At 63.5% G+C, this 19,294-nt stretch carries 17 protein-coding genes; 6 read left to right on the top strand and 11 right to left on the bottom strand.

The features are described 5' to 3' along the window. Positions 1-45: 45 nt before the first annotated feature. Both BMW89_RS10340 and BMW89_RS37810 read right to left on the bottom strand, forming a co-directional pair. The gene (locus tag BMW89_RS10340; RefSeq protein WP_092025406.1) at positions 46-1,065 is read right to left on the bottom strand and encodes a transporter; all 1,020 of its coding nucleotides are present in this window, start codon (positions 1,063-1,065) and stop codon (positions 46-48) included. A gap of 472 nt (positions 1,066-1,537) precedes the next feature. After that, the gene (locus BMW89_RS37810) at positions 1,538-1,702 is read right to left on the bottom strand and encodes a hypothetical protein (RefSeq protein WP_177195955.1); all 165 of its coding nucleotides are present in this window, start codon (positions 1,700-1,702) and stop codon (positions 1,538-1,540) included. A 152-nt stretch (positions 1,703-1,854) separates the two neighbouring features. On the opposite strand from BMW89_RS37810, the gene BMW89_RS10335 reads away from it, so the two are divergent. Beyond that, the gene (locus tag BMW89_RS10335) at positions 1,855-2,169 is read left to right on the top strand and encodes an HdeA/HdeB family chaperone (protein WP_092025404.1); all 315 of its coding nucleotides are present in this window, start codon (positions 1,855-1,857) and stop codon (positions 2,167-2,169) included. 27 nt (positions 2,170-2,196) lie between these two features. On the opposite strand, the gene BMW89_RS10330 is transcribed toward BMW89_RS10335, so the two are convergent. The 3 genes from BMW89_RS10330 to BMW89_RS10320 form a co-directional block, all read right to left on the bottom strand. Continuing rightward, positions 2,197-3,294, bottom strand: a complete 1,098-nt coding sequence (locus tag BMW89_RS10330; protein WP_092025401.1) for an alpha/beta hydrolase — start codon at positions 3,292-3,294, stop codon at positions 2,197-2,199. Between the two features lie 172 nt (positions 3,295-3,466). Next, positions 3,467-3,961, bottom strand: a complete 495-nt coding sequence (locus BMW89_RS10325; protein WP_092025398.1) for a hypothetical protein — start codon at positions 3,959-3,961, stop codon at positions 3,467-3,469. A 512-nt stretch (positions 3,962-4,473) separates the two neighbouring features. Next, a complete protein-coding gene (locus BMW89_RS10320) occupies positions 4,474-5,808 on the bottom strand; it encodes a hypothetical protein (protein ID WP_092025395.1) in 1,335 nt (444 codons plus the stop codon). A 28-nt stretch (positions 5,809-5,836) separates the two neighbouring features. On the opposite strand from BMW89_RS10320, the gene BMW89_RS10315 reads away from it, so the two are divergent. Then, on the top strand, positions 5,837-6,361 hold the full coding sequence (locus BMW89_RS10315) for a hypothetical protein (RefSeq protein ID WP_092025392.1): 525 nt from the start codon (positions 5,837-5,839) through the stop codon (positions 6,359-6,361). Between the two features lie 62 nt (positions 6,362-6,423). On the opposite strand, the gene BMW89_RS10310 is transcribed toward BMW89_RS10315, so the two are convergent. Continuing rightward, a complete protein-coding gene (locus tag BMW89_RS10310) occupies positions 6,424-7,983 on the bottom strand; it encodes an acyl-CoA carboxylase subunit beta (RefSeq protein WP_092025389.1) in 1,560 nt (519 codons plus the stop codon). Beyond that, entirely contained in the window at positions 7,913-8,887 is a 975-nt protein-coding gene (locus tag BMW89_RS10305) for an IclR family transcriptional regulator (RefSeq protein WP_092025386.1), read from the bottom strand. Before BMW89_RS10305 ends, BMW89_RS10310 begins: the two co-directional genes overlap by 71 nt. Positions 8,888-8,983: 96 nt before the next feature. Here BMW89_RS10305 and BMW89_RS10300 point away from each other — a divergent pair, with 96 nt between their 5' ends. The 4 genes from BMW89_RS10300 to glsA all read left to right on the top strand — a co-directional run bounded on the left by BMW89_RS10300 (position 8,984) and on the right by glsA (position 14,516). Next, positions 8,984-9,205 carry an acyl-CoA carboxylase biotin carboxyl carrier protein subunit gene (locus BMW89_RS10300; RefSeq protein ID WP_092025383.1) on the top strand — a complete coding sequence of 74 codons (222 nt, stop codon included), beginning with the start codon at positions 8,984-8,986 and terminating at the stop codon, positions 9,203-9,205. A 166-nt stretch (positions 9,206-9,371) separates the two neighbouring features. Then, positions 9,372-10,538, top strand: a complete 1,167-nt coding sequence (locus tag BMW89_RS10295) for a TAXI family TRAP transporter solute-binding subunit (RefSeq protein ID WP_092025380.1) — start codon at positions 9,372-9,374, stop codon at positions 10,536-10,538. A 36-nt stretch (positions 10,539-10,574) separates the two neighbouring features. Continuing rightward, on the top strand, positions 10,575-12,650 hold the full coding sequence (locus tag BMW89_RS10290; RefSeq protein ID WP_092025377.1) for a TRAP transporter permease: 2,076 nt from the start codon (positions 10,575-10,577) through the stop codon (positions 12,648-12,650). Positions 12,651-12,671: 21 nt separating this feature from the next. Then, positions 12,672-14,516, top strand: coding sequence for a glutaminase A (gene glsA, locus BMW89_RS10285; protein ID WP_092025374.1), 1,845 nt, complete (start codon positions 12,672-12,674; stop codon positions 14,514-14,516). Positions 14,517-14,519: 3 nt separating this feature from the next. Here glsA and BMW89_RS10280 read toward each other — a convergent pair whose 3' ends face one another. The 4 genes from BMW89_RS10280 to BMW89_RS10265 form a co-directional block, all read right to left on the bottom strand. Then, positions 14,520-14,810, bottom strand: coding sequence for a nucleoside triphosphate pyrophosphohydrolase family protein (locus BMW89_RS10280; protein WP_092025371.1), 291 nt, complete (start codon positions 14,808-14,810; stop codon positions 14,520-14,522). Between the two features lie 18 nt (positions 14,811-14,828). Continuing rightward, complete coding sequence (locus BMW89_RS10275) at positions 14,829-15,356, bottom strand: carboxymuconolactone decarboxylase family protein (RefSeq protein WP_092025368.1); 528 nt, start codon at positions 15,354-15,356, stop codon at positions 14,829-14,831. 87 nt (positions 15,357-15,443) lie between these two features. Further along, entirely contained in the window at positions 15,444-17,675 is a 2,232-nt protein-coding gene (locus BMW89_RS10270) for a N,N-dimethylformamidase beta subunit family domain-containing protein (RefSeq protein WP_092025365.1), read from the bottom strand. 10 nt (positions 17,676-17,685) lie between these two features. Then, entirely contained in the window at positions 17,686-19,290 is a 1,605-nt protein-coding gene (locus BMW89_RS10265; protein ID WP_092025362.1) for an ABC transporter substrate-binding protein, read from the bottom strand. Between the last annotated feature and the right edge of the window lie 4 nt (positions 19,291-19,294).

The following is a 19,294-nucleotide window of genomic DNA, read 5'->3' as shown; positions in this document are numbered from 1 at the left end:
CGTCGCAACGAAGAATGACGGGCACTGCAACTCACGATCGATACGCTATTTTCTGAAAATGCCCGTGCGCCGCATGAACAGATAGGCCGCACCGATCGACGCGGCCATCAGCACGGCGGCATAAATAAATCCTTCTTCGACGTCGGTGAGCGGCAGCCCTTTGGTATTCATGCCGAAGATGCCGGTGATCAGCGTCGGCGGCAGCAGCAGCGTCGTCACGATCGAGAGCGTGTGCAAATGGCGATTGCTCTCCTCCTCGTTCTTGAACCGCAGCTCCTCCTCGAGCAGGCGGCTGCGCTCGCGCAATTCGACGATGTCGTGATCGAGGCCATCCAGCCGCTGCGCCAGCTTGCCAGCCTGGATGCGCAACGCCGGCGAAAGATGATCGGTGTTCTTCTGGTCGAGCCGGTGGAACAGCGTGCGCAGGCCGGTGAGCTGGCGATGCAGCCTGACGCAGGTGCGGCGGAGACGGCCGAGATCGCGGCGCATTTCCGGCTTGACGTCATCGGCCAGGATCCGTTCCTCGATGCCGTCGATCTCCTGCCCGAGCTTGTCGGCCATGCGGTCCAGCGTGTCCGCGACCTCGTCGACGATCTTCTCCAGCAGATGGGCGACATTGTCGACCCGGTAGCCGCCTTCGAGCACCCGTCGCGTCGCGTCCGCCGAGCACAGCGCTTGATGCCGGCCGCTGACCAGAAGACGCTCGGTCATGGCGAAGCGCAGGAAGGCGGTGTCCTCCGTCGCGCTGTCGATGTCGCGCACGAGATCGGAGAACACGCCGTAGACGCAATGGTCGATGACATGGAGCTGCTGGAACGTGTCGTTCGAGAGCAGCAATTCGCGCGCGAGCGGCGGCAGGTGGGAGCTCGCGATCCACGGTCGCGCCCGCGCATCGGTCAGATTGAAATGCAGCCAGAGCCGGCCGTCATGGCTGAACTCGATCGGCTGGTCGATCGGCAACGCCTCGGCGCTGCCGTCGCTGTGCAGGCGGAACGCCCAGACCAGGCCCGGAATGGCAGGTTCGGTGTTCGATATTGCGCTGGCAAGCTTTGCCGGCTCAGCCATGGCCAACCCCAACCGTCAACAAATGTCCCGTTCCGGAAGATGGCTGACGGCATCCTCCGGATCACGGGTACTCAATTACGCCGATGTTACAGTTTGATGATGGCGCCCTACTCCGCGGCCAGTCCCGTCGCGGCGGCCGCCTCGGCTTCCCTGACGTGGTCGTGCACGATGTGCACCGGGGAGACTGAGAGCGCTTGAGGTGCGCTCCAGGCGGACCGCTCAAACAAAAAATGCGAAACAACCCCATGCACAGTAGCCGGGGCATGGCGGATCAATGACTTACGATTTTTCCGAATAAAACTTGACCCGTCGGGCAAAACAGGAGCATGATGGCACGATCGCTCCCCTGCACATCATGACCTGTCGCTTTGTGAAGGGCAAAGCGCCTGCCCCTTACCTGGTCGCTCGATACAGTGCCGTGCGCTCGCCATCACGCTTGCCTGCGGTAACTCATCGGCTGCGCGTTGGTGAGTTAACCGCTCATTTCATCACCGTTGATGGTGCCGTCGAACCGAACTTGCATTCCGTTGAGGTGGACTTGCATGACGACTTTGTTGCCGGCGACGGAGAAGTTTGCCGGAACAGTCTGGCCATTCTTACTTATTCCGTAGCCGCCGGGCGTCTTCACAACCGTCATTACCCCCCGGAGGATAGTCCTCCACCGGCCCAGCGTGCAGGCTCGTGGCATCGGCTTGCGTCGCGCGCTTGACATAGATCAAGAGCCTCAGATCGGGGATCGTGAACTTCGGGAACTGTTCGGCCCGATGTGGACGGGCACCGGGGGACCACATGAACAAGCCGCTGATGACAGTCTTGGCCCTACTGTCGCTGAGTTCATCCGCGATGGCGGAAGACAAGCTGGTGGTCGACTTGAGCAAGATGACCTGCCGTGAGCTGATCAAGCTCGACATCCAGGACTTCGCCGGCATCACCATGTGGCTGAGCGGTTACTACAACGCGAGCGTGCGCAACACCGTGATCGACCTGTATCAGTTCGCGGGTGCCGCCAAGTCCGTGAAGGACTACTGCCAAACCAGCCCACAAGCCACGGTGATGTCTGCCGCCGAGCGGGCCCTCGGCATCAAGATGCCCAAGCCGCGCTAGCGACGACGCTTGCCACCCGCCGACATTTCATCGCGCAGAGGCCGTTCGTGAGGCGTCCTCCCCGAGTTGCTGGCCCTGAGCGAGCCTGCGCTCGATCATCCCCATGACGGTGCTGACTTCGCCGAAAGCTCTGGAGTGTGAGTTGTCGCCTCCCAGATGAGTAAGGTCGAACACCAGGATCTTCTGATGCGCAAGCGCGCTTCGGTACGGCTCTTCCGCCGGATTGATGTCGCCGAGGCGGGTTGTCCCGCTCGAAAGGGACTTTGATATTTTGAGCGCGACATCATCTTGAGACAGAAACAGAGCGATGCGCGGGCGCCGGGGCCCCATCGCCCCGACCTGGCTCATGAACTCATCGAACTCAACGTCGGGCGCGACAATTGCCACGTTCTTCAGCTTTGATACCGTTCCGCCGCGTGACGCCCTCACACGCAGTCCATCGAGCATGACCAGGCAGCCCATGGAATGACAGACGAGCGTGATCTCCTTGATGGCTGGATTTGCGTTCACGGCATCGAGGAGCTCTGCCAACGGCCCACCGGATTGCACCGCGACCTTGCGGTCGTGCTGATAGGACCCGAGGTTTCCCGCGCCCTGCGACGGCCATGAAAACAGCACGGGGATGACGGGAAGCTGCCCGTCATGCACGAACTGGGCATACCGGTACACCGCATCGTCGAAACGGTTGTTGAATCCGTGAACGAAGACCATCGCCTTGTTGCGATGCGCTGCCTTCGCCGCGCTGGTGAGAGCAGCGCCAAATTGGGCCCGATCGAGATAGTCAGCCGATGCCGTCACGAAATCCTTGCGCGGGTCTCCCGGGGGCGACGCAGGCCACTGAATTGCACCGACGGCGCGTGAACCATCCGGCGGAATGGACACCGTGACCTGAGCGAAAGCCATCTCGCTGGACGGCTCGCGGCTGAACATTTCGCCGGGATCGCTGCTGGATCGCGCACGTGTCGTTCCGATGAGAAGCGAGACCTGAGAGACGGCTTCAATGGCCTCGCTGCTCGGCACGAGCACGCCTTGCAGGGGCCGCATCGTGCAAGACGCGCAGGCCAGAACCGTCAACGCGACGGTTGCAGCGCGCAGAGAAGCGACGGTACGGCCCTGTCGATGCATCCGGCTCTCCTCCCGACGCACACCCCACAGTCCGGAGCAGTTTCGTGTCAGCCTCGACTTCGACGCGGCCGGCGGGTGTATCCAGCACCAAAGTGTGCTGCGTCCAACTGCGATTGATCCAGATCAATGGTCCGCGCGACCGGCCGCCTCCGGAGCCCATCGGGGTCAAAGGCTACTTCGCTTCCTTGTTCAATTCGATCGCCACCTCCGCCATCCAGGAGCCCGGCGCTTCCATCAGGAAAGATTGATGATTGCTCTTGGTCTGGATCGTGACCAGCGCAGCCACGGTGTTTCCTTCAATCCGCGCTTCAATCAGCCCGTCCTTGTTGGTGCCGTAGACCTTGCCGCCCTGCCGGTATTCGCTCTCGAACCAGTTGCCTGAAAGCTCCGTCCCGTTCTGATCGATGTTTGCGGACAGCACCATCCTGTACGCATCGCTCGCGCAGCGCAGGTCAAGGCTCACCGATCGTCCAGGCTTGGTGATGTTGTAGGCGACCTTGCACCGGACCTTCTCACGCGGGCCGTCCGACGGCTTCATCGTGCCGGTGCCCGACCATGTGCCGCCCAGACTATCGAACACCGGCTCTGCGCGAGCCGGGTTGATGGTTGCGAGGACAAGGCAGGCCGCGCCCGCGCCGAGACGTGCCGCCAAGGAGTTCAATCGCATTCTGCCAATCCCGATCCACAAAGTCCTGTCACCTCCTAGGCCGAGACAACCGCAACATGTTGGCGAAGATGTTGAGAAATGTTGCAGGAAATTGTCCCCGCGTTGCCGATATTGCTGTTAGACATCGCGGCTCTGCGGGTGTGATGGACGGTGCTCGTTAGTGACGATCCACCGGCGGAGCGGCTGGATTCCCATAGGGAGCGCCACCGGCCGGAACCCGACGACCGTTGCTTGGCCAAGCGCCATCCCGATGTCGTTCGCTTTCCGGTGTGATCACGCGACATTTACCCAACGTTTTACGTCGGACTTGATTCTCGGCCTGGTTGATGGTCGAATTGAGCATTCGCAGTCGCCAAGTTTGCCTTTAGCTCCTTGTCGTTAGCGGCAATGTCGCATCATTTCGCCAAATGCTTGTTTTGTCTCATTGGGTATGTGTCGATCGCGATAACAGCCTGTAGCGGTGCGCTTGCTTGCCATCTCGATACGCACGGCGGTGAGGCCGCCTTGAAAGTTCAGGGAGCGTTCGCGGAAACGCGAAACGACCTTCTGACACGCCAACCTTGCGAGATGAAGCTCTCCGAAGCCGGCATCGCGTCGGCTTCGGAGGCCGATACTTGGCGACGCCGGGGCCGCGCCACCCACCGGAGGGCCACCTCCCATCGCCACGGACTGTGCCAAAAACTCAAGCGGACGCGTGGCAACGCCACCCGTAACGAACCGTCCGCCAAGCCGCGCGGATCCGATCTGCATCCCCTGACAGTGATCATTGTGATCTCGCCGCAGCCCCAGGGTGAACCGGGCCAGACTCCCACGCCGGACAGCTCGCGCGGGACGACGAAGCCGTCAGGAACGGCCACGCCGCCTGGGACGGTCGAGACACCCAAGCCGCTCAGCCCGACCAAGCCGCAAGAGACGACCGAAACACCGAAGCCCTCCGGCACCACCAAGCCGCAGGAGACGACCGACACACCGGAGCCCTCCGGCACCACCAAGCCGCAGGAGACGACCGAGACACCGAAGCCCTCCGGCACCACCAAGCCGCAGGAGACGACCGAGACACCGAAGCCCTCCGGCACCACCAAGCCGCAGGAGACGACCGAAACACCGAAGCCCTCCGGCACCACCAAGCCGCAGGAGACGACCGAAACACCGAAGCCTTCCGCCACCACCAAGCCGCAGGAGACGACCGAAACACCGAAGCCCTCCGGCACCACCAAGCCGCAGGAGACGACCGAAACACCGAAGCCCTCCGGCACCACCAAGCCGCAGGAGACGACCGAGACACCGAAGCCCTCCGGCACCACCAAGCCGCAGGAGACGACCGAGACACCGAAGCCCTCCGGCACCACCAAGCAGCAGGAGACGACCGAGACACCGAAGCCCTCCGGCACCACCAAGCCGCAGGAGACGACCGAGACACCGAAGCCTTCCGGCACCACCAAGCCGCAGGAGACGACCGAGACACCGAAGCCCTCCGGCACCACCAAGCAGCAGGAGACGACCGAGACACCGAAGCCCTCCGGCACCACCAAGCCGCAGGAGACGACCGAGACACCGAAGCCTTCCGGCACCACCAAGCCGCAGGAGACGACCGAGACACCGAAGCCCTCCGGCACCACCAAGCCGCAAGAGACGACCGAGACACCGAAGCCCTCCGGCACCACCAAGCCGCAAGAGACGACCGAGACACCCAAACCTTCCGGCACCACCAAGCGACCAGAGACGGTCGAGACATCGAAGCCCACCCGGTCCGCGACACTCACATCGACCACGACGCCGACGGCACGCCCAACACCCACACCGTGCGCGACGCCGACGTCGACCGAAACGCCCGAGCCAGAAGTCACGTCCCAAACATCTGGAAAGGATCCATGCATGATTGACGAGTCAAAAGTTTTGCAAGCCATCAATGACGGATTAAAAGCCCGGCACGAGATCTCTAGTTTAGATCTTGGTGCGGTGTGCCTGCTGGCCCTCTTCATCCTTGGCGGCGGCCTCCTCGTTCTGAACCAAATATTGCAAGCTGATCAGGAGAAACCTTCGAACCTCTGGGGTGAAAGGTTGGGCCAGTACACTCTTCAGATACTCGGGCTGACCTTCATACTTCCTACGATCCTGATCATAGCAGTCGCCACGGGCTTGAACGCCGAGGCGGTGACAGCCCTTCTTGGATCCATCATCGGATACATATTCGGATCATCGCGCGCTGCTGAAACTGCCCCCCCGGGGCAATCGGCAGCTCTGCCGCCACCGGCACCTCAGCCGCCACCTGGACCAAAGGATCCAAACGCGCCGTCAACCTCGCACGCGTCAGTTGAACCCAAAGCCGCTATGGCTCCCGAGGCTACATCCACGCAGCCGAACACGTCGCCTTCCGGCGCCGCCCCCACGGGTCCGTGACGCCTCGGCCGCGACTGTGCCCAAACCGTCGCACACCGGCGGCCATGGCAGACGACGGAGCGCTACGGCCGGATCGTCATGTTCTCCGGCGGTCCCGCCTTTCGCAGTGGCTCGGCCAGCCTTGCGAACTCGCACAGCAGCGACCTTGTTTTCCTGGGATCGATGATCTCCTCGACCCAGAATTTTTCGGCCGAGCGGAACGGCGAGCGCAGCTTGTTGAGGCGTTCCTGGATTTCCTCCAGCTTCGCCGCCTTGTCCTCGGCCGCGTCGATGTCGGCGCGGTAAGCGGCCTCGATGCCGCCTTCGAGCGGCAGCGAGCCCCAATAGGCCGACGGCCAGGCGTAACGGATCGAGAAGCGGTCGGCCGGCTGATGCACGACGCCGGCGACACCGAAGGCGTTGCGCAGAATGATCGTGCACCAGGGCACGCTGGTCTGGTTGACCGCCGCCATGGCGCGGACGCCGTGGCGGATGGTTCCTGCCTTCTCGGCATCGAGGCCGATCATGAAGCCGGGACAGTCCATGAGATAGACGACCGGCAGATGGAAGGTCTCCGCGAAGTCGACCCAGCGCACCACCTTCTGGCAGGCGTCCGCCGTCCACGAGCCGCCATAGTGAAAACTGTCGCTGGCGAGCACCATCACCGCCCTGCCCTCGAGCCGGGCGAGACCAACGATGATCGGTTTGCCAAAGTTCCTGGCGACCTCGAAGAACGAGCCCTTGTCGACGACCGCATCGATGATAGGCCGCACCTTGTAGACCTGCTTGCGGTTGCGCGGCACCGCGTTCATCAGCGTCTCTTCGCAGCGCTCCGGATTGTCGGCGCAGGGCAAGGTCGGCGGCAGCTCGTAGACCGATGACGGCAGATAAGAGAGGAAACGCCGCGCGCAGGCGAAGGCCTCCTCTTCCGTGTCGACGGCATGATCGACCGCGCCGGCGCGGGTCTGGATATCGGCGCCGCCGAGCTCCTCCTTCGAGAGATCCTGCCCCAGCGCCTTCACCACCGGCGGGCCGGCGACGAACATCGCGGACTTCCGGGTCATGATGGAATAATGGCTGGCAGCGAGACGCGCGGCACCGAGGCCAGCGACCGAGCCGAGGCCGAGCGCGACGACCGGCACGCGCGAGAGGTTCTCAATCGTGAAGCGATACCAGCGGGTGCCGCCGATGCCGCCCGGCAAATTCGCCGCGCCCTTGGTCTCGATGGTTTTGACCGATCCGCCGCCGCCGGATCCCTCGATGATGCGGACGATGGGCAGGCGGAAATCGTGCGCCATCTCCTCCGCCATCAGCGGCTTTGCGGAGATGGAAGCATCCGCCGAGCCGCCGCGGACCGTAAAATCGTCGCCGACCACCACCACGGTGCGGCCGTCGACGCGCGCGCGGCCGAACACGCAGTTCGCCGGCGTCAATTTCTGCAACTCGCCGCTGGGATCGTATTCGCCGACACCGGAGACGGCACCGATCTCGTGAAAGCTGCCCTTGTCGGTCAGTCCCTCGATACGCTCCCGAACAGTCAGCCGGCCCTGGTCATGCTGACGCTTGACCTTGTCAACGCCGCCCATCTCCCGCGCGAAGGCTTCGCGCCGGGCGAGCTCGTCGAGTTCCGGCTTCCAGTTCATCCACTCCCTCCGAATTGATCGGCTTGTTATTGTTGTGCACGGCCATTGCGACCGGTTTGCGCGAGATGCGGGCGTTGAAGACGTCGCCTTCGGCACCCTCGAGCAGGCTGCCGAGCGAGCGGCCAAGCGCGACCATCAGCGGCGCGACTTCGGCATGCAGACGCTGCTCGTCATACATCGACGACAGAAGACCGATCGTGATGACGACGAAGGTCTGGTACTGCGGCGACCAGATCGGCACCGCGAGACCGTTGATGTGCGGGCTCCAGATGCCGCAGGCCGTGACATAACCGTGCTCGCGCAGCGACTGCCTGTTGGCCTCGATACGGGGCCGCAGGATTTTTGCAGCCTCGGGCGCTTCACGCTCCATGTCCGTGATGAAGGCATCGCCGATCTCGGGCGCCAGGGCCGCGGTGTAGGCCGCGCCTGCGGCGGTCGAGGCCATCGAGATGCGGCTGCCGGTGCCCTCGTGCAAGCCGAGCGCAGCGGCCGAGCGTGCGAACTGGAGATAGACCAGATGGAAGCGATCGGGCACGACGAAGCCGACCGTGCCCGGAAGCTGCTCGGCGACTTCCTGGAGCCGCTGCCGGATCAAGCTGCGCAGCTGCGCGCCCTTCATCATCGAGGCGCTCATCGCCACCGCGCTTGGGCCGATGCGATATTTCTGATCACGCGGCAGGTAAACCAGCTGCCCCATCCGCGTCAGCGTGTGCGTGAGCCGCGACACGGTCGAGCGCGGCAAGCCGCAGCGGTTTGAAATCTCGAGATTGCCGAGCCGCGCTTCGTGGCCCTCGAAGCATCGCAACACGTCGAACGCGCGCGACACCACCTGGATGACATCACCCTCACCGGCGTCGCCAGCGAGCGCGCCTTGCCTACTCAACCGCTCCGAACGTCGTCCCATCTGTTCCCTACCGCTTGTTCCGCTGTGCGGAATTAAATTCCACTTGCAGACGACGCTACCTCAGGCATTTTGCGACGACAACAAAAAGGCGATGGCATGCCAGAAATAAAGATCGTCACGGAGGTCGCGGGACGCATCTGCGCAACGCCCGTGCAAGTTGGAGGAACCGTTGCAGATGGTGACGACATTGTATTGGTCGAAGCCATGAAGATGGAGATACCCGTGCTCTCACCCGCGAGCGGCACGATCACATCGCTGCTCGTCAAGCTCGACGAAATTGTTGCCGAAGGACAGGCGATCGCGATCCTCGCAAGCTGATTGCATCAACCGTAGCTTCCGCGACAATCTGTCTGCCTCATTCCTGCGTTCACGGTACGGCGTTGCCATCGCTCGGTCGCGATGACATGATCCGCCTTAAACAAAATCTGTTTCAAACAAAGAACGAAAATCTTCGCGGCAAACGTGGAGATCATGGGAGGGAAACATGTTTCGTGGGCTAGTCATGCTCGCGCCTGCCTTGGTTGCGGGCATTTCTTTTGCGTCTACACGCTATGCAATCGCCGAAGACATCAAGCTGCCGGCGACATTGACGTTCACTGCCTATGACACCGGCACCGCCGGCTTCAACATCGCGGTCGGCGTCGGCAAGATGATGAAGGACAAATATAGCACCGACGTGCGCGTGCTCCCCGCAGGCAACGACGTCGCGCGGCTTGCGCCGCTCCGCGCCAAGCGCGCCGCCGCATCGGCAATGGGATCGGGCTCCTATTTCGCGCAGGAAGGCGTGTTCGAGTTCGGCTCCAGGGAATGGGGACCGCAACCGCTCCAGATCATGCTCTCGTCCGTCGATTGCAATTGCGGTTCGCTTGGCGTTGCCGCCGATAGCGGTGTGAAAGATCTGAAAGACCTGAAAGGCAAGCGCGTCGGCTTCGTGGTCGGCTCGCCTGCGCTGAACCAGAACTCGCTCGCGGTGCTCGCCTTCGCAGGGTTGACGCAGAAGGACGTCAAGATCGTCGAGTTCGCAAGCTACGGCGCGATGTGGAAAGGCCTGATCAACAACGATACCGATGCGGCATTCGGCACCACCATCACCGGCCCCGCCAAGGAAGCCGAGACCTCGCCACGCGGCCTGGTCTGGCCGCCGCTGCCGGCTAACGACAAGGAAGGCTGGGCGCGGATGCTGAAGGTCGGCTCGTTCTTCTTCCCGCAGCTTGCGACCTGCGGCGCTGGCGTCTCGCCGGACAAGCCGATCGAGCTCGGCAACTACCCCTACCCGATCTTCGTCGCCTACGCCTCGCAACCACCCGACCAGGTCTATGCCATCACCAAGGCGATGATCACCAACTACGATTCCTACAAGGACTCCGCGCCGGGCGCGGGCGGGCTTGCCGCCGACCGCCAGACCAAGAACTGGGTGGTGCCGGTGCATCCCGGCGCGGTGAAAGCGCTCAAAGAAGCCGGGCAATGGAGCGACGCGCAGGAGACGCACAACAACAGGCTGATCAAACGCCAGGAAGTGCTCGGGGCAGCGTGGGCCGACTACGGTAAGTCCAATCCACCCGCGGATGACAAGGCGTTCCTCGAAGGCTGGATGAAGGCGCGCGCCACAGCGCTCGCCAAAGCCGACATGCCGAACGGGTTCGAGGACTAGTCCACGGCGGTTACCAGCCTACGCGCGGGGTCGATCATGTCGTCTGCTTCAATCTCCACCGACCCGCAGGACGAGCCCAAGCGGATCGTGTTCGACGATCCGCACGGCGCGGCCGGCAACATGCAGGAGGCGGAGGTCACGCGCGTCCGTGCGTTGCAGGGCGTCTGGCGCTGGGCGCTGGTGGCCGCGACCGCGGCGACGATCCTGCTCTGCATCAATCAGCAATTCTCGTTGCGCTTCTTCGTCGGCTATACCCAGCTCAACACGGAGTATTTCTATCTTCTGATCGCGTTGATGCTGCCCTTCACCTTCCTGATCTTCCCGGGCACGGAGCGCGCGCCGCTCGACCGCATTCCCTGGTATGATTTGCTGTTCTCCCTCGTGACCTTCGCGGCGGCGCTGTTGTTGATGTCGAACGTGCGCAAGGCGGCGGAGGCCGGCTGGGAATTCGGCGGCGCGCCGACCAAGGTGATCGCCGCCGGCCTCATCATGTGGGCGATGCTGATGGAGGCGCTGCGGCGCACCGGCGGCTGGAGCCTGCTGCTCAGCGTCTTCCCCTTCACCGTCTATCCGCTGTTCGCGGAGTCCGGCTGGCTCGGGCCGTTCCGCGGCACGCAATCGACGCTGGAGCAGGCGACCTCCTATCACGTGCTCTCGGGCGAGAGCCTGCTCGGCATTCCCATCCAGGCGTTTGCCGACACCGTGATCGGCTTCCTCGTGTTCGGCACCGCGCTGATGATGACGGGGGCCGGCAAATTCTTCATCAACCTCGCCTTTGCGATGTGCGGCACTTTTCGCGGGGGCGCGGCAAAAGTCTGCATCTTTGCCAGCGGCCTGCTCGGCATGATGTCGGGCTCGATCATCTCCAACGTGCTGACCGCCGGCACCATGACCATTCCTGTGATGAAGAAGAGCGGCTTTCGCGCCTCCTATGCCGGCGCGATCGAGGCCTGCGCCTCGACCGGCGCGGTGCTGGCGCCGCCGGTGATGGGCGCGACCGCCTTCGTGATCGCCCAGTTCCTCAATGTCAGCTACGCCGATGTCGCGCTCGCCGCGATCATTCCGGCGGCGCTCTACTACATCGGCCTGTTCATGCAGGTCGATTCCTATGCCGCGCGCCACGGGCTCAAGGGCATTCCGCGCGCCGAGCTGCCGCGGATCATGGATACGATCAAGGACGGTTGGTACTACGTCTTCGTCATCGCGCTGCTGGTCGTGATGCTGCTGTATTTCAAGCGCGAGAGTCATGCACCGTTCTATGCCACCGCGCTGCTGCTCGTGCTCAACCAGCTCTTTTCCAAGGACACGCGCTGGACGGTTGCGACGATCGGAAAATTCCTCGAGGTCAACGGGCGCACCTTCGTCGAGCTGGTCGGCATCCTCGCCGGCTGCGGCCTCCTGATCGGCGCGTTCTCGATGACCGGCGTGGTGTCGAGTCTCGCCAACGACCTCTTGCACATTGCCGGGGACAATCCGTTCCTGCTGCTCGGCATGTGCGCGCTGACCAGCCTGATCCTCGGCCTCGGGCTGACGACCACGGCCTGCTACATCTTCCTCGCCATCCTGGTCGCGCCCGCGCTGGAGAAGCTCGGGCTCAACAAGATGGCGGTGCACATGTTCATCTTCTATTGGGGCATGCTGTCGTCGATCACGCCGCCGGTCGCGATCGCCTCCTTCGCGGCCGCAGGCATTGCCGGCTCGCCGGCCATGAAGACGGGTTGGGAATCGATGTGGGTCGGCAGCATCATCTACTTCATCCCGTTCTTCTTCGTGCTCAATCCGGCGCTGGTGCTGCAGGGCGATAGCCCCTATCTCGCCGCTCTCGGCCTGATGGGACTTGCCGCGTTCGGTACGCTATTCATTTGTGGCGGCATCCAGGGCTACCAGCCTTTTGTGGGCGATCTCCGCGGCGCCGGTGCGCTGGAATGGCCGATCCGCGTGCTGCTGGTGATCGGCGGTTTCGTGGTGGCGACGCCCGGCGGCGGCATCATGCCGCTGTCGCAAATGCAGGTGACGCTGCTCGGCCTTGCCATCCTTGTACCCACAGTCCTGATCGCCCTGCTGCTGGTCCGGCGGCAACCGCCGATGCCGGACGGGTTGCGCGTGCCCTGATTGCGATGCACAACAGGGGCGATGACCAACTCGCCACCCGCCTCCGCCTGGATCCGCTCAAAGCCGCCCTTGCTGCGGTTTCTCGACACCTGCCTCAATGAATTCTCTGCCGAAACGTCCGGCCATGTCGCGGACTACATTCCGGAGCTGAGCAAGGCCGATCCTGCCTATTTTGGCATCAGCCTGGCGACGCTGGACGGCCATGTCTATGAAGTCGGCGACTCCAGGGTGCCCTTCACGATCCAGTCGATGTCGAAGCCGTTTGTCTTTGCGCTGGCGCTGGATCTTCTGGGCGCAGGCAAGGTCGAGAGCGCGATCGGCGTCGAGCCGTCGGGCGATCCCTTCAACTCGATCCGGCTCAATTCCGACAACCATCCGTTCAACCCGATGGTCAATGCCGGCGCGATCGCCTGCACCGGGCTGATCCACGAGAGCAAGGGCGCTGATGCCTTCGAGCAGATCCGTCTCGCGCTCAGCCGCTTTGCCGGACGCGATCTCGCGGTGGACGAGGCCGTCTACGCTTCCGAAAGTCAGACCGGCGACCGCAACCGCGCCATCGGCTATCTGCTCAAGACCAATGCGGTGATCTCGGACAATGTCGCCGGCGTCCTCGACGTCTATTTCCGGCAATGCGCGGTGCTGGTCACCGCGCGCGACATCGCGGTGATGGCGGCGACGCTCGCCAATCGCGGTATCAATCCTGTCACGGGCGAGCAGGTGCTGACGCCGTATGCGATCTCGCGCACGCTGTCGGTGATGACGTCCTCGGGCATGTACGATTATGCCGGCGAATGGATCTACCGGATCGGCATTCCCGCCAAGAGCGGCGTCGGCGGCGGCATTCTGGCGGCGCTCCCTGCCCGGCTTGGGCTCGGCAGCTATTCGCCAAAGCTCGACAAGCACGGCAACAGCGTGCGCGGCATCAAGGTCTGCGAAGCCCTGTCCTCGCATTACGATCTGCACATGCTGAACCGCAGCGACGATGCCCGTAACGCCGTCATCGCCGATTACGACATCGGCAAGAGCCCGTCCCGCCGCGTCCGCCGTCCGCAGGAGCGCGAGATTCTCGCGACCCATGAGCAGGAGGTGCGGGTCATCGAGCTGGTCGGCACGTTGTCGCTGTCCGCGGTCGATTATGTCTCGCGGCGGCTCGCGGGCCGGCCGCGGCCGCAATTCGTGATCTTCGATCTGCATCGCGTGACCTCCACCACGCGGGCCGGCGCGCGGCTCGTGGCGGAGGCGTTCGAGGAGTTGGCCACGCTCAATGTCACCGTGGTGCTGTCAGGAGTCCGCCGCGCCTCGAAGGAATGGAATACGCTGCGCGAATGGACCGCGGAACTGAAGAACCTCCGCGACTTCTATCTGCTCGACACCGCGATCGAATGGGCTGAAGACCAGATCGTGTACCGCCATGGTGGCTCCATCGACTTTCACGAGACCACGGAGCTTGCCGAGCAGCCACTGCTGGCGGGTCTCAGCGACGAAGAGCTGACTGACCTGGCCTCGCTCAGCACAATCCGGACACATCATTCGGGCGAGAAGATCGTCACCACCGGCGAGCCCGCCGATACACTGTATTTCCTGCGCAGCGGTGCCGTCCACGTCACGCTGCCCGACGGCGTGCGGCTGGCGACGCTGACCGCGGGCATGGCTTTTGGCGAGATGGCGCTGCTTGAAGCGACCCGGTCTGCCGACGTGTTCGCGGACATGGCGGCGACCGCCTTTGAAGTGCCCCTGAAAGACTTCGAGCGCTTCCGCAAGCAGCATCCCCACGCCAGCGAACGAATCATGCGCAACCTCGCGCAGCTCCTGGCCGATCGCCTGATCGTCGCCAACGCCAAGGTGGATATTTTGACGTCGACGTGAGCCCTATTGTGTGAGTCTCGCGCTGATCTTCGCCCTGCTCGCCGTAAGCACCTCCGACGGCTTGCGGCCCAGGGCGACGCACAGGCAGACCCAGTAGTAGACGACGTCGCCGAGCTCTTCGGCCATCGCGGCCTGATCGAGCGTGCCGTCACGCAGCAGCTTCTTGATGTGCTCGGCAACCTCGCCGGATTCGCCGGCGAGACCGAGACCAAGATAGGACAGCCGCTCGCTGGTCGGCGGCCGAGTGACCTTCGCAACCGTCGCAGCCCAGTCGGCATAATCGTCGATGGTCATGGGCCTCGCCCCGTTTGACTACCCTACCACTTCCGTGACCGGCTGGAGATCGATCTCGAACGTCTCCAGAAACTTCGACGTCATGATGTAGAAGCCGACCGAGAGCTGGAGCTCGACCAATGCGGCGTGCGTCAGCTTCGCGGCGATCGCCTTGAAGGTCGCGTCCGTCGGCTTGTTCAATTTCACGATCTCATCGGTGAAGGCGAGCGCGGCGCGCTGCACCTCGTTGAAACAGGTCGCTGCCTGCCAGTTCTCGAGCGCCTCGTTCTGCTCGTCGGTGACGCCGACATTCTTGCCGATGCGCTTGTGCGCGACGATCTCGTAGGGCGCCTCGCACAGGATGCCGGTGCGGGTGATCGCCAACTCGCGCACGACCGGATCGAGCTCGCCCTTGTGGCGGATGGCGCCGCCGAGGCGGCAGTACTGCTCAAAATAGCTCGGCGAATGCGCCATCATGCGAAAAATGTTGGCGTGGCGGTTCTTGTCGAGAATTTCGCGGGTGCGGTCGGACGCGTCGATCGGGTCGCTGTAGATGATACGGGCCATCAGTCACCTTGGGTCTTGGTCTTGTTTTTCTAACAATTTCCAAGACTAGTCGTGCGCCGACCCGAGCGCAACATCATCGCGTCAACGCTAGGCCGTCGAGGCCTTCGGCACCGGGAACGGCGTGGAATCAGCGAAGCGTTTGACAATATTGGTCACCAGCAGGGCCGCCACATTGTTGTAGCCGTCGACCGGCAAGGCGCCGATGAAATTCATCGAGCCGACCGAAAACACCGCGCCGCCGTTCGGCGTCTCGAAAAAGGTCAAGTCGGAGCGGATGATCTCCTCGCGCGACGCCGGCCAGATATGGTCCCAGCGCTCTTCGTTGACGGGCTGATAGGTCGGATCGTCGAGAACAGCCCGGCCGATGATGATCGCATGATGCGGCGTGCCGAGGCGCGTGTCCGCACGGTCGAGCTCGTGGCCGGCGGCGCCGCCACCCATGAAGCCGCGCTCGCCAAGCTTGGCACCGGGGCTCGCCAGATCCTCGATCCCCTCGCGCATGAAGGCGACGCGGGAATCGAGAATGCCGTCGAGGAAGGTGTAGGGAAACCCCTTGTACTCTCCTTGCGTGCTGAAGCCGACGCCGACCAGGGCCTGCGGCGGCCGGCCGAGCCGTCGCCAGAGGCCGCCATAGGAGCCGTCGAACGCATGATAGCTCTCGCCGGGCAGCGTCTCCCACAGACGGATGCCGCCCTCGGCGCGCCGCAGCTCGAAGGCCCAGGTGCCTGTCGCGTGCGGCACCACTTTCCAGTAGAAACCGTTGCCGCCGAGATACATGAAGCGACCGCCATTGCCGATGTAAGCACCGAGCGCATCGAGCGTCTCATGCGTATGATATTCCGGATGCTGGCCGGTCAGAACGACGGAATATTTTGATAGCAGGTCGACGCCTTCGGCATGGACGTCGTGATCGGTGATGACTTCGAAATCGATGCCCTTGCGCGTGAGAAGATCGGTGATGGCGCTGTCGGCGGAGATCCAGTAGAGGCCGGAACCATCATCGCTGGGATCGACCAGATGGATCTGGTTGACGCGCTTGTCGATCAGCGGCCGGCGCATGGTCGACATCACCACTCCGCTGCCGTCCGAATGGAAATTGTAGGGCGAGACGCCGTACTCGGGATGGCCGTCCGGCGCCTGCGCCAGCGCGCCCCAAGCCAGCGAGCGTTCCGTGATCAGGGCCTGTCTGCCCTTCTTCTGATACTGGCTGTAGACCGTGTAACTGAAGGTCGGCGCGAGGAACGCCACCTTGGCCTGCGATCCTGGTATCTTGGCGCGGACATAGAAGACGATATTGTCGCGCGCGCCGTCCTTGTCGAGATGCAGCGCATAGACGCCGCTTGTCCAGTCCTCAGGCACGGTGAAGGTCAGCGACGGCTGCCAGCCGGAATCGCCTATATCGTCATCATGGAAATGGATCGCGCCCCAAAGCTTTGGATCCTCCGTCCAGCGATGCGTCACGCCGCCGGTCCAGCGCGAGCCCGTCATCGCCCGCGTCGGCAGATTGATGCAGGTGCCGTGCGCCTTGACGGCGCCGATATCGGTCGCCGCATCGGTCGGAATGCCGATGGAAAAATCCCATTCGGCGATGGAGGGGGTCGCCGTTCCGGAGGCCTGCGCGGCGATGACGCCGTCAAGACCGGCGCCGCCATCGGTGATGCGCGGCCGCTCGATCTTGCCGTTGAAATGGTGGACCACGCCCCGGCTTCCGCGCTCCGCCGCGATTGCCGCCGTGCCCATGCCGGCCAACGCGGCCTTTGGTGCGCTCAGCGCTTTCGTCGTGCGCTCATCGCGGTCGAGCCTGATTTTGCGTGGTGCCTGCGCAATCGCCAGCGATCCGGTCGCGGGATCGAACAGGCAGGCGATGTCGTGCCAGGCACGCTCGGTGAGCGCGATGCCGGTCTCAACCTCGACGGTGCCCTCGCCGGTTACAAGCCGCGCGAAAGCGCCGCTTTCACCGATGCCAAGCGTCAGCGCGCCGCCGGCGCCGGCAAAATTCAGCACGGCCTGCTGGCCCGCGGCGAGCAAGGTCGGCCAGACGGTCGCGGCAAAGGCGATCGGACCTGCCGGCAAAGTCAGTGCTGGTACGTCGACCCATGAGCCCTTGGCGATGGTCTGCTCGACGCCATCGTGCTGGCCTTCGAGATCCCACTTGACCGGAATCTCGCGGTAACCAGGCCCCCTCGGGTTTGGATCGCCGCAGATGATTCGTGCGATCCGCGCCGAATAGCGGCCGCCACCCTTGACCGCGATCATGAACTTGATCTCGTCGCCGGGGCGCACGCTCCAGCGGTCCACATAGCCGGTGATTGGAAGCATCGAAAATCCTTCAGGCGCCGCGCACGTTCCAGAACAACGGCAGGCCCTTGAGCATGCCGGTCAGGCTCTTCTTGTACGCGGTCGGCTGATAGAAGACACCAAGCGGCACATAGGGGACATCGATGAAGCACTGCTTCTGCATCTCGATGCCGATCTTGGTCTGCGCGGCGGCATCGGGCGCGGCAAACCAGGAATCGCGAAGCTGCTCCAGCTTCTCGCTCTTGGCCCAGCCGAAGGTCGCCTTGTCACCGCTGCCGCGGATGAAGTTATGGGCTGACGGGTTCAGTTGCGTGACGCCGGCGGAATAGGTGCAGAAGGCGCTGTATCCGCCCTTGTCCGGAGTCTCGCGGTTGCCCATGCGCCGCAGCATCGAGCCCCAGTCCATCATCACGTAATCGAGGTTGAAGCCGAGCTTGCGGAACAGATCGGCGGTGACCTCGCTCATCTGTCCGATGACGGGGAAATCACCCGGCGCCATCAGCAGCACTTTCTCGCCCTTGTAGCCGGCGTCCTTGATGGCCTTGGCGGCGGCGGCGATGTCGCGGGGGCCGGTCAGCGCGTCCATGCCGGCATCGTTCGCCATGACGCCACCGGGCGCGAAGAAGCCGACCTTGTCGCGCCAGAGACTGGTGTCGTCTCCCGCAATCGCGGACATAAATTCCTGCTGGCTGATGGCCGAGAGCACCGCGCGGCGGATGGCCGGGTTGTCAAACGGCGGCTGCGTGTGATTGAAGCGCAGCACGCCGACATTGCCGATGGGATCGAGCAACTCGACATTGAGCGCCTTGTTCGCCTTCAGCTTCGGCAACAGATCGACGATGGGCTGATCCCACCAGTCGATCTCACCCTGCTGCAGCGCGGCCGCGGCCGTCGCGGGATCCGGCAGGACCAGCCACTCGACCCGGTCGAAATAAGCGACCTTCGGACCGGCGAGCAGGCTCGGCGTCCCCTCGGGGCGCGGCACGTAGCCCTCGAAGCGCGTGTAGACCAGGCGCGCGCCGGGAACGTGCTGATCCGCCTGGAATTTGAACGGACCGGACCCGATCAGCTCCTTGACCGGCATGACGCTGTCGGTCAGCGCGAGACGCTCCGGCATGATGAAGGCGATGATGGCACCGACCTTGCCGAGCGCTTCCGGCAGCAGCGGAAACGGCGACTTGAGCCGCCAGCGCACGGTCTTGTCATCAGGCGCGGAGAGCTCGTCGACCAGAGTGAAGAGCGAATTGCCGAACGCATCGCGCGAGGCCCAGCGTTTCAGGCTCGCCACCACGTCGCGGCCGCGCACGGGCTCGCCGTCGTGGAATTTCAAGCCGTCGCGCAAGGTCATGGTCCAGAGCTTGCCGTCGTTCTCGACGGTGTGGCCGGCGACCATCTGCGGCTGAGCCTGGAATTTTTCATCGACGCCGTAGAGCGTGTCCCAGATCAGGAAGCCGTGATTCCGGTTGACCAGACCGGTGGTGATCATCGGATCGAGAATGGCCGCATCGGCCTGTGGCACGAAGCGCAGCACGCGCGAACCCTGCGCACGGGCCAATCGCGGCATCGGAAAAGTCGAGCTTAGGGCGACGCCGAGACCGGCGCCCAGGGTGGATCGGAGCAGGTCTCGACGGCGCATGTGA

Origin of the sequence: Bradyrhizobium sp. OK095, assembly GCF_900109945.1 — a bacterium.
Taxonomy (GTDB): domain Bacteria; phylum Pseudomonadota; class Alphaproteobacteria; order Rhizobiales; family Xanthobacteraceae; genus Bradyrhizobium.
This window is presented reverse-complemented; position numbering and strand designations above follow the sequence as displayed.

Coding starts and splice junctions, on each gene's coding strand:
- BMW89_RS10300 (WP_092025383.1), top strand. CDS start 8,984: ATGCCAGAAATAAAGATCGTCACGGAGGTCGCGGGACGCATCTGCGCA.
- BMW89_RS10275 (WP_092025368.1), bottom strand. CDS start 15,356: ATGGCCCGTATCATCTACAGCGACCCGATCGACGCGTCCGACCGCACC.
- BMW89_RS10295 (WP_092025380.1), top strand. CDS start 9,372: ATGTTTCGTGGGCTAGTCATGCTCGCGCCTGCCTTGGTTGCGGGCATT.
- BMW89_RS10265 (WP_092025362.1), bottom strand. CDS start 19,290: ATGCGCCGTCGAGACCTGCTCCGATCCACCCTGGGCGCCGGTCTCGGC.
- BMW89_RS10335 (WP_092025404.1), top strand. CDS start 1,855: ATGAACAAGCCGCTGATGACAGTCTTGGCCCTACTGTCGCTGAGTTCA.
- BMW89_RS10305 (WP_092025386.1), bottom strand. CDS start 8,887: ATGGGACGACGTTCGGAGCGGTTGAGTAGGCAAGGCGCGCTCGCTGGC.
- BMW89_RS10270 (WP_092025365.1), bottom strand. CDS start 17,675: ATGCTTCCAATCACCGGCTATGTGGACCGCTGGAGCGTGCGCCCCGGC.
- BMW89_RS10340 (WP_092025406.1), bottom strand. CDS start 1,065: ATGGCTGAGCCGGCAAAGCTTGCCAGCGCAATATCGAACACCGAACCT.
- BMW89_RS10280 (WP_092025371.1), bottom strand. CDS start 14,810: ATGACCATCGACGATTATGCCGACTGGGCTGCGACGGTTGCGAAGGTC.
- BMW89_RS37810 (WP_177195955.1), bottom strand. CDS start 1,702: ATGACGGTTGTGAAGACGCCCGGCGGCTACGGAATAAGTAAGAATGGC.
- glsA (WP_092025374.1), top strand. CDS start 12,672: ATGACCAACTCGCCACCCGCCTCCGCCTGGATCCGCTCAAAGCCGCCC.
- BMW89_RS10290 (WP_092025377.1), top strand. CDS start 10,575: ATGTCGTCTGCTTCAATCTCCACCGACCCGCAGGACGAGCCCAAGCGG.
- BMW89_RS10315 (WP_092025392.1), top strand. CDS start 5,837: ATGATTGACGAGTCAAAAGTTTTGCAAGCCATCAATGACGGATTAAAA.
- BMW89_RS10325 (WP_092025398.1), bottom strand. CDS start 3,961: ATGCGATTGAACTCCTTGGCGGCACGTCTCGGCGCGGGCGCGGCCTGC.
- BMW89_RS10310 (WP_092025389.1), bottom strand. CDS start 7,983: ATGAACTGGAAGCCGGAACTCGACGAGCTCGCCCGGCGCGAAGCCTTC.
- BMW89_RS10330 (WP_092025401.1), bottom strand. CDS start 3,294: ATGCATCGACAGGGCCGTACCGTCGCTTCTCTGCGCGCTGCAACCGTC.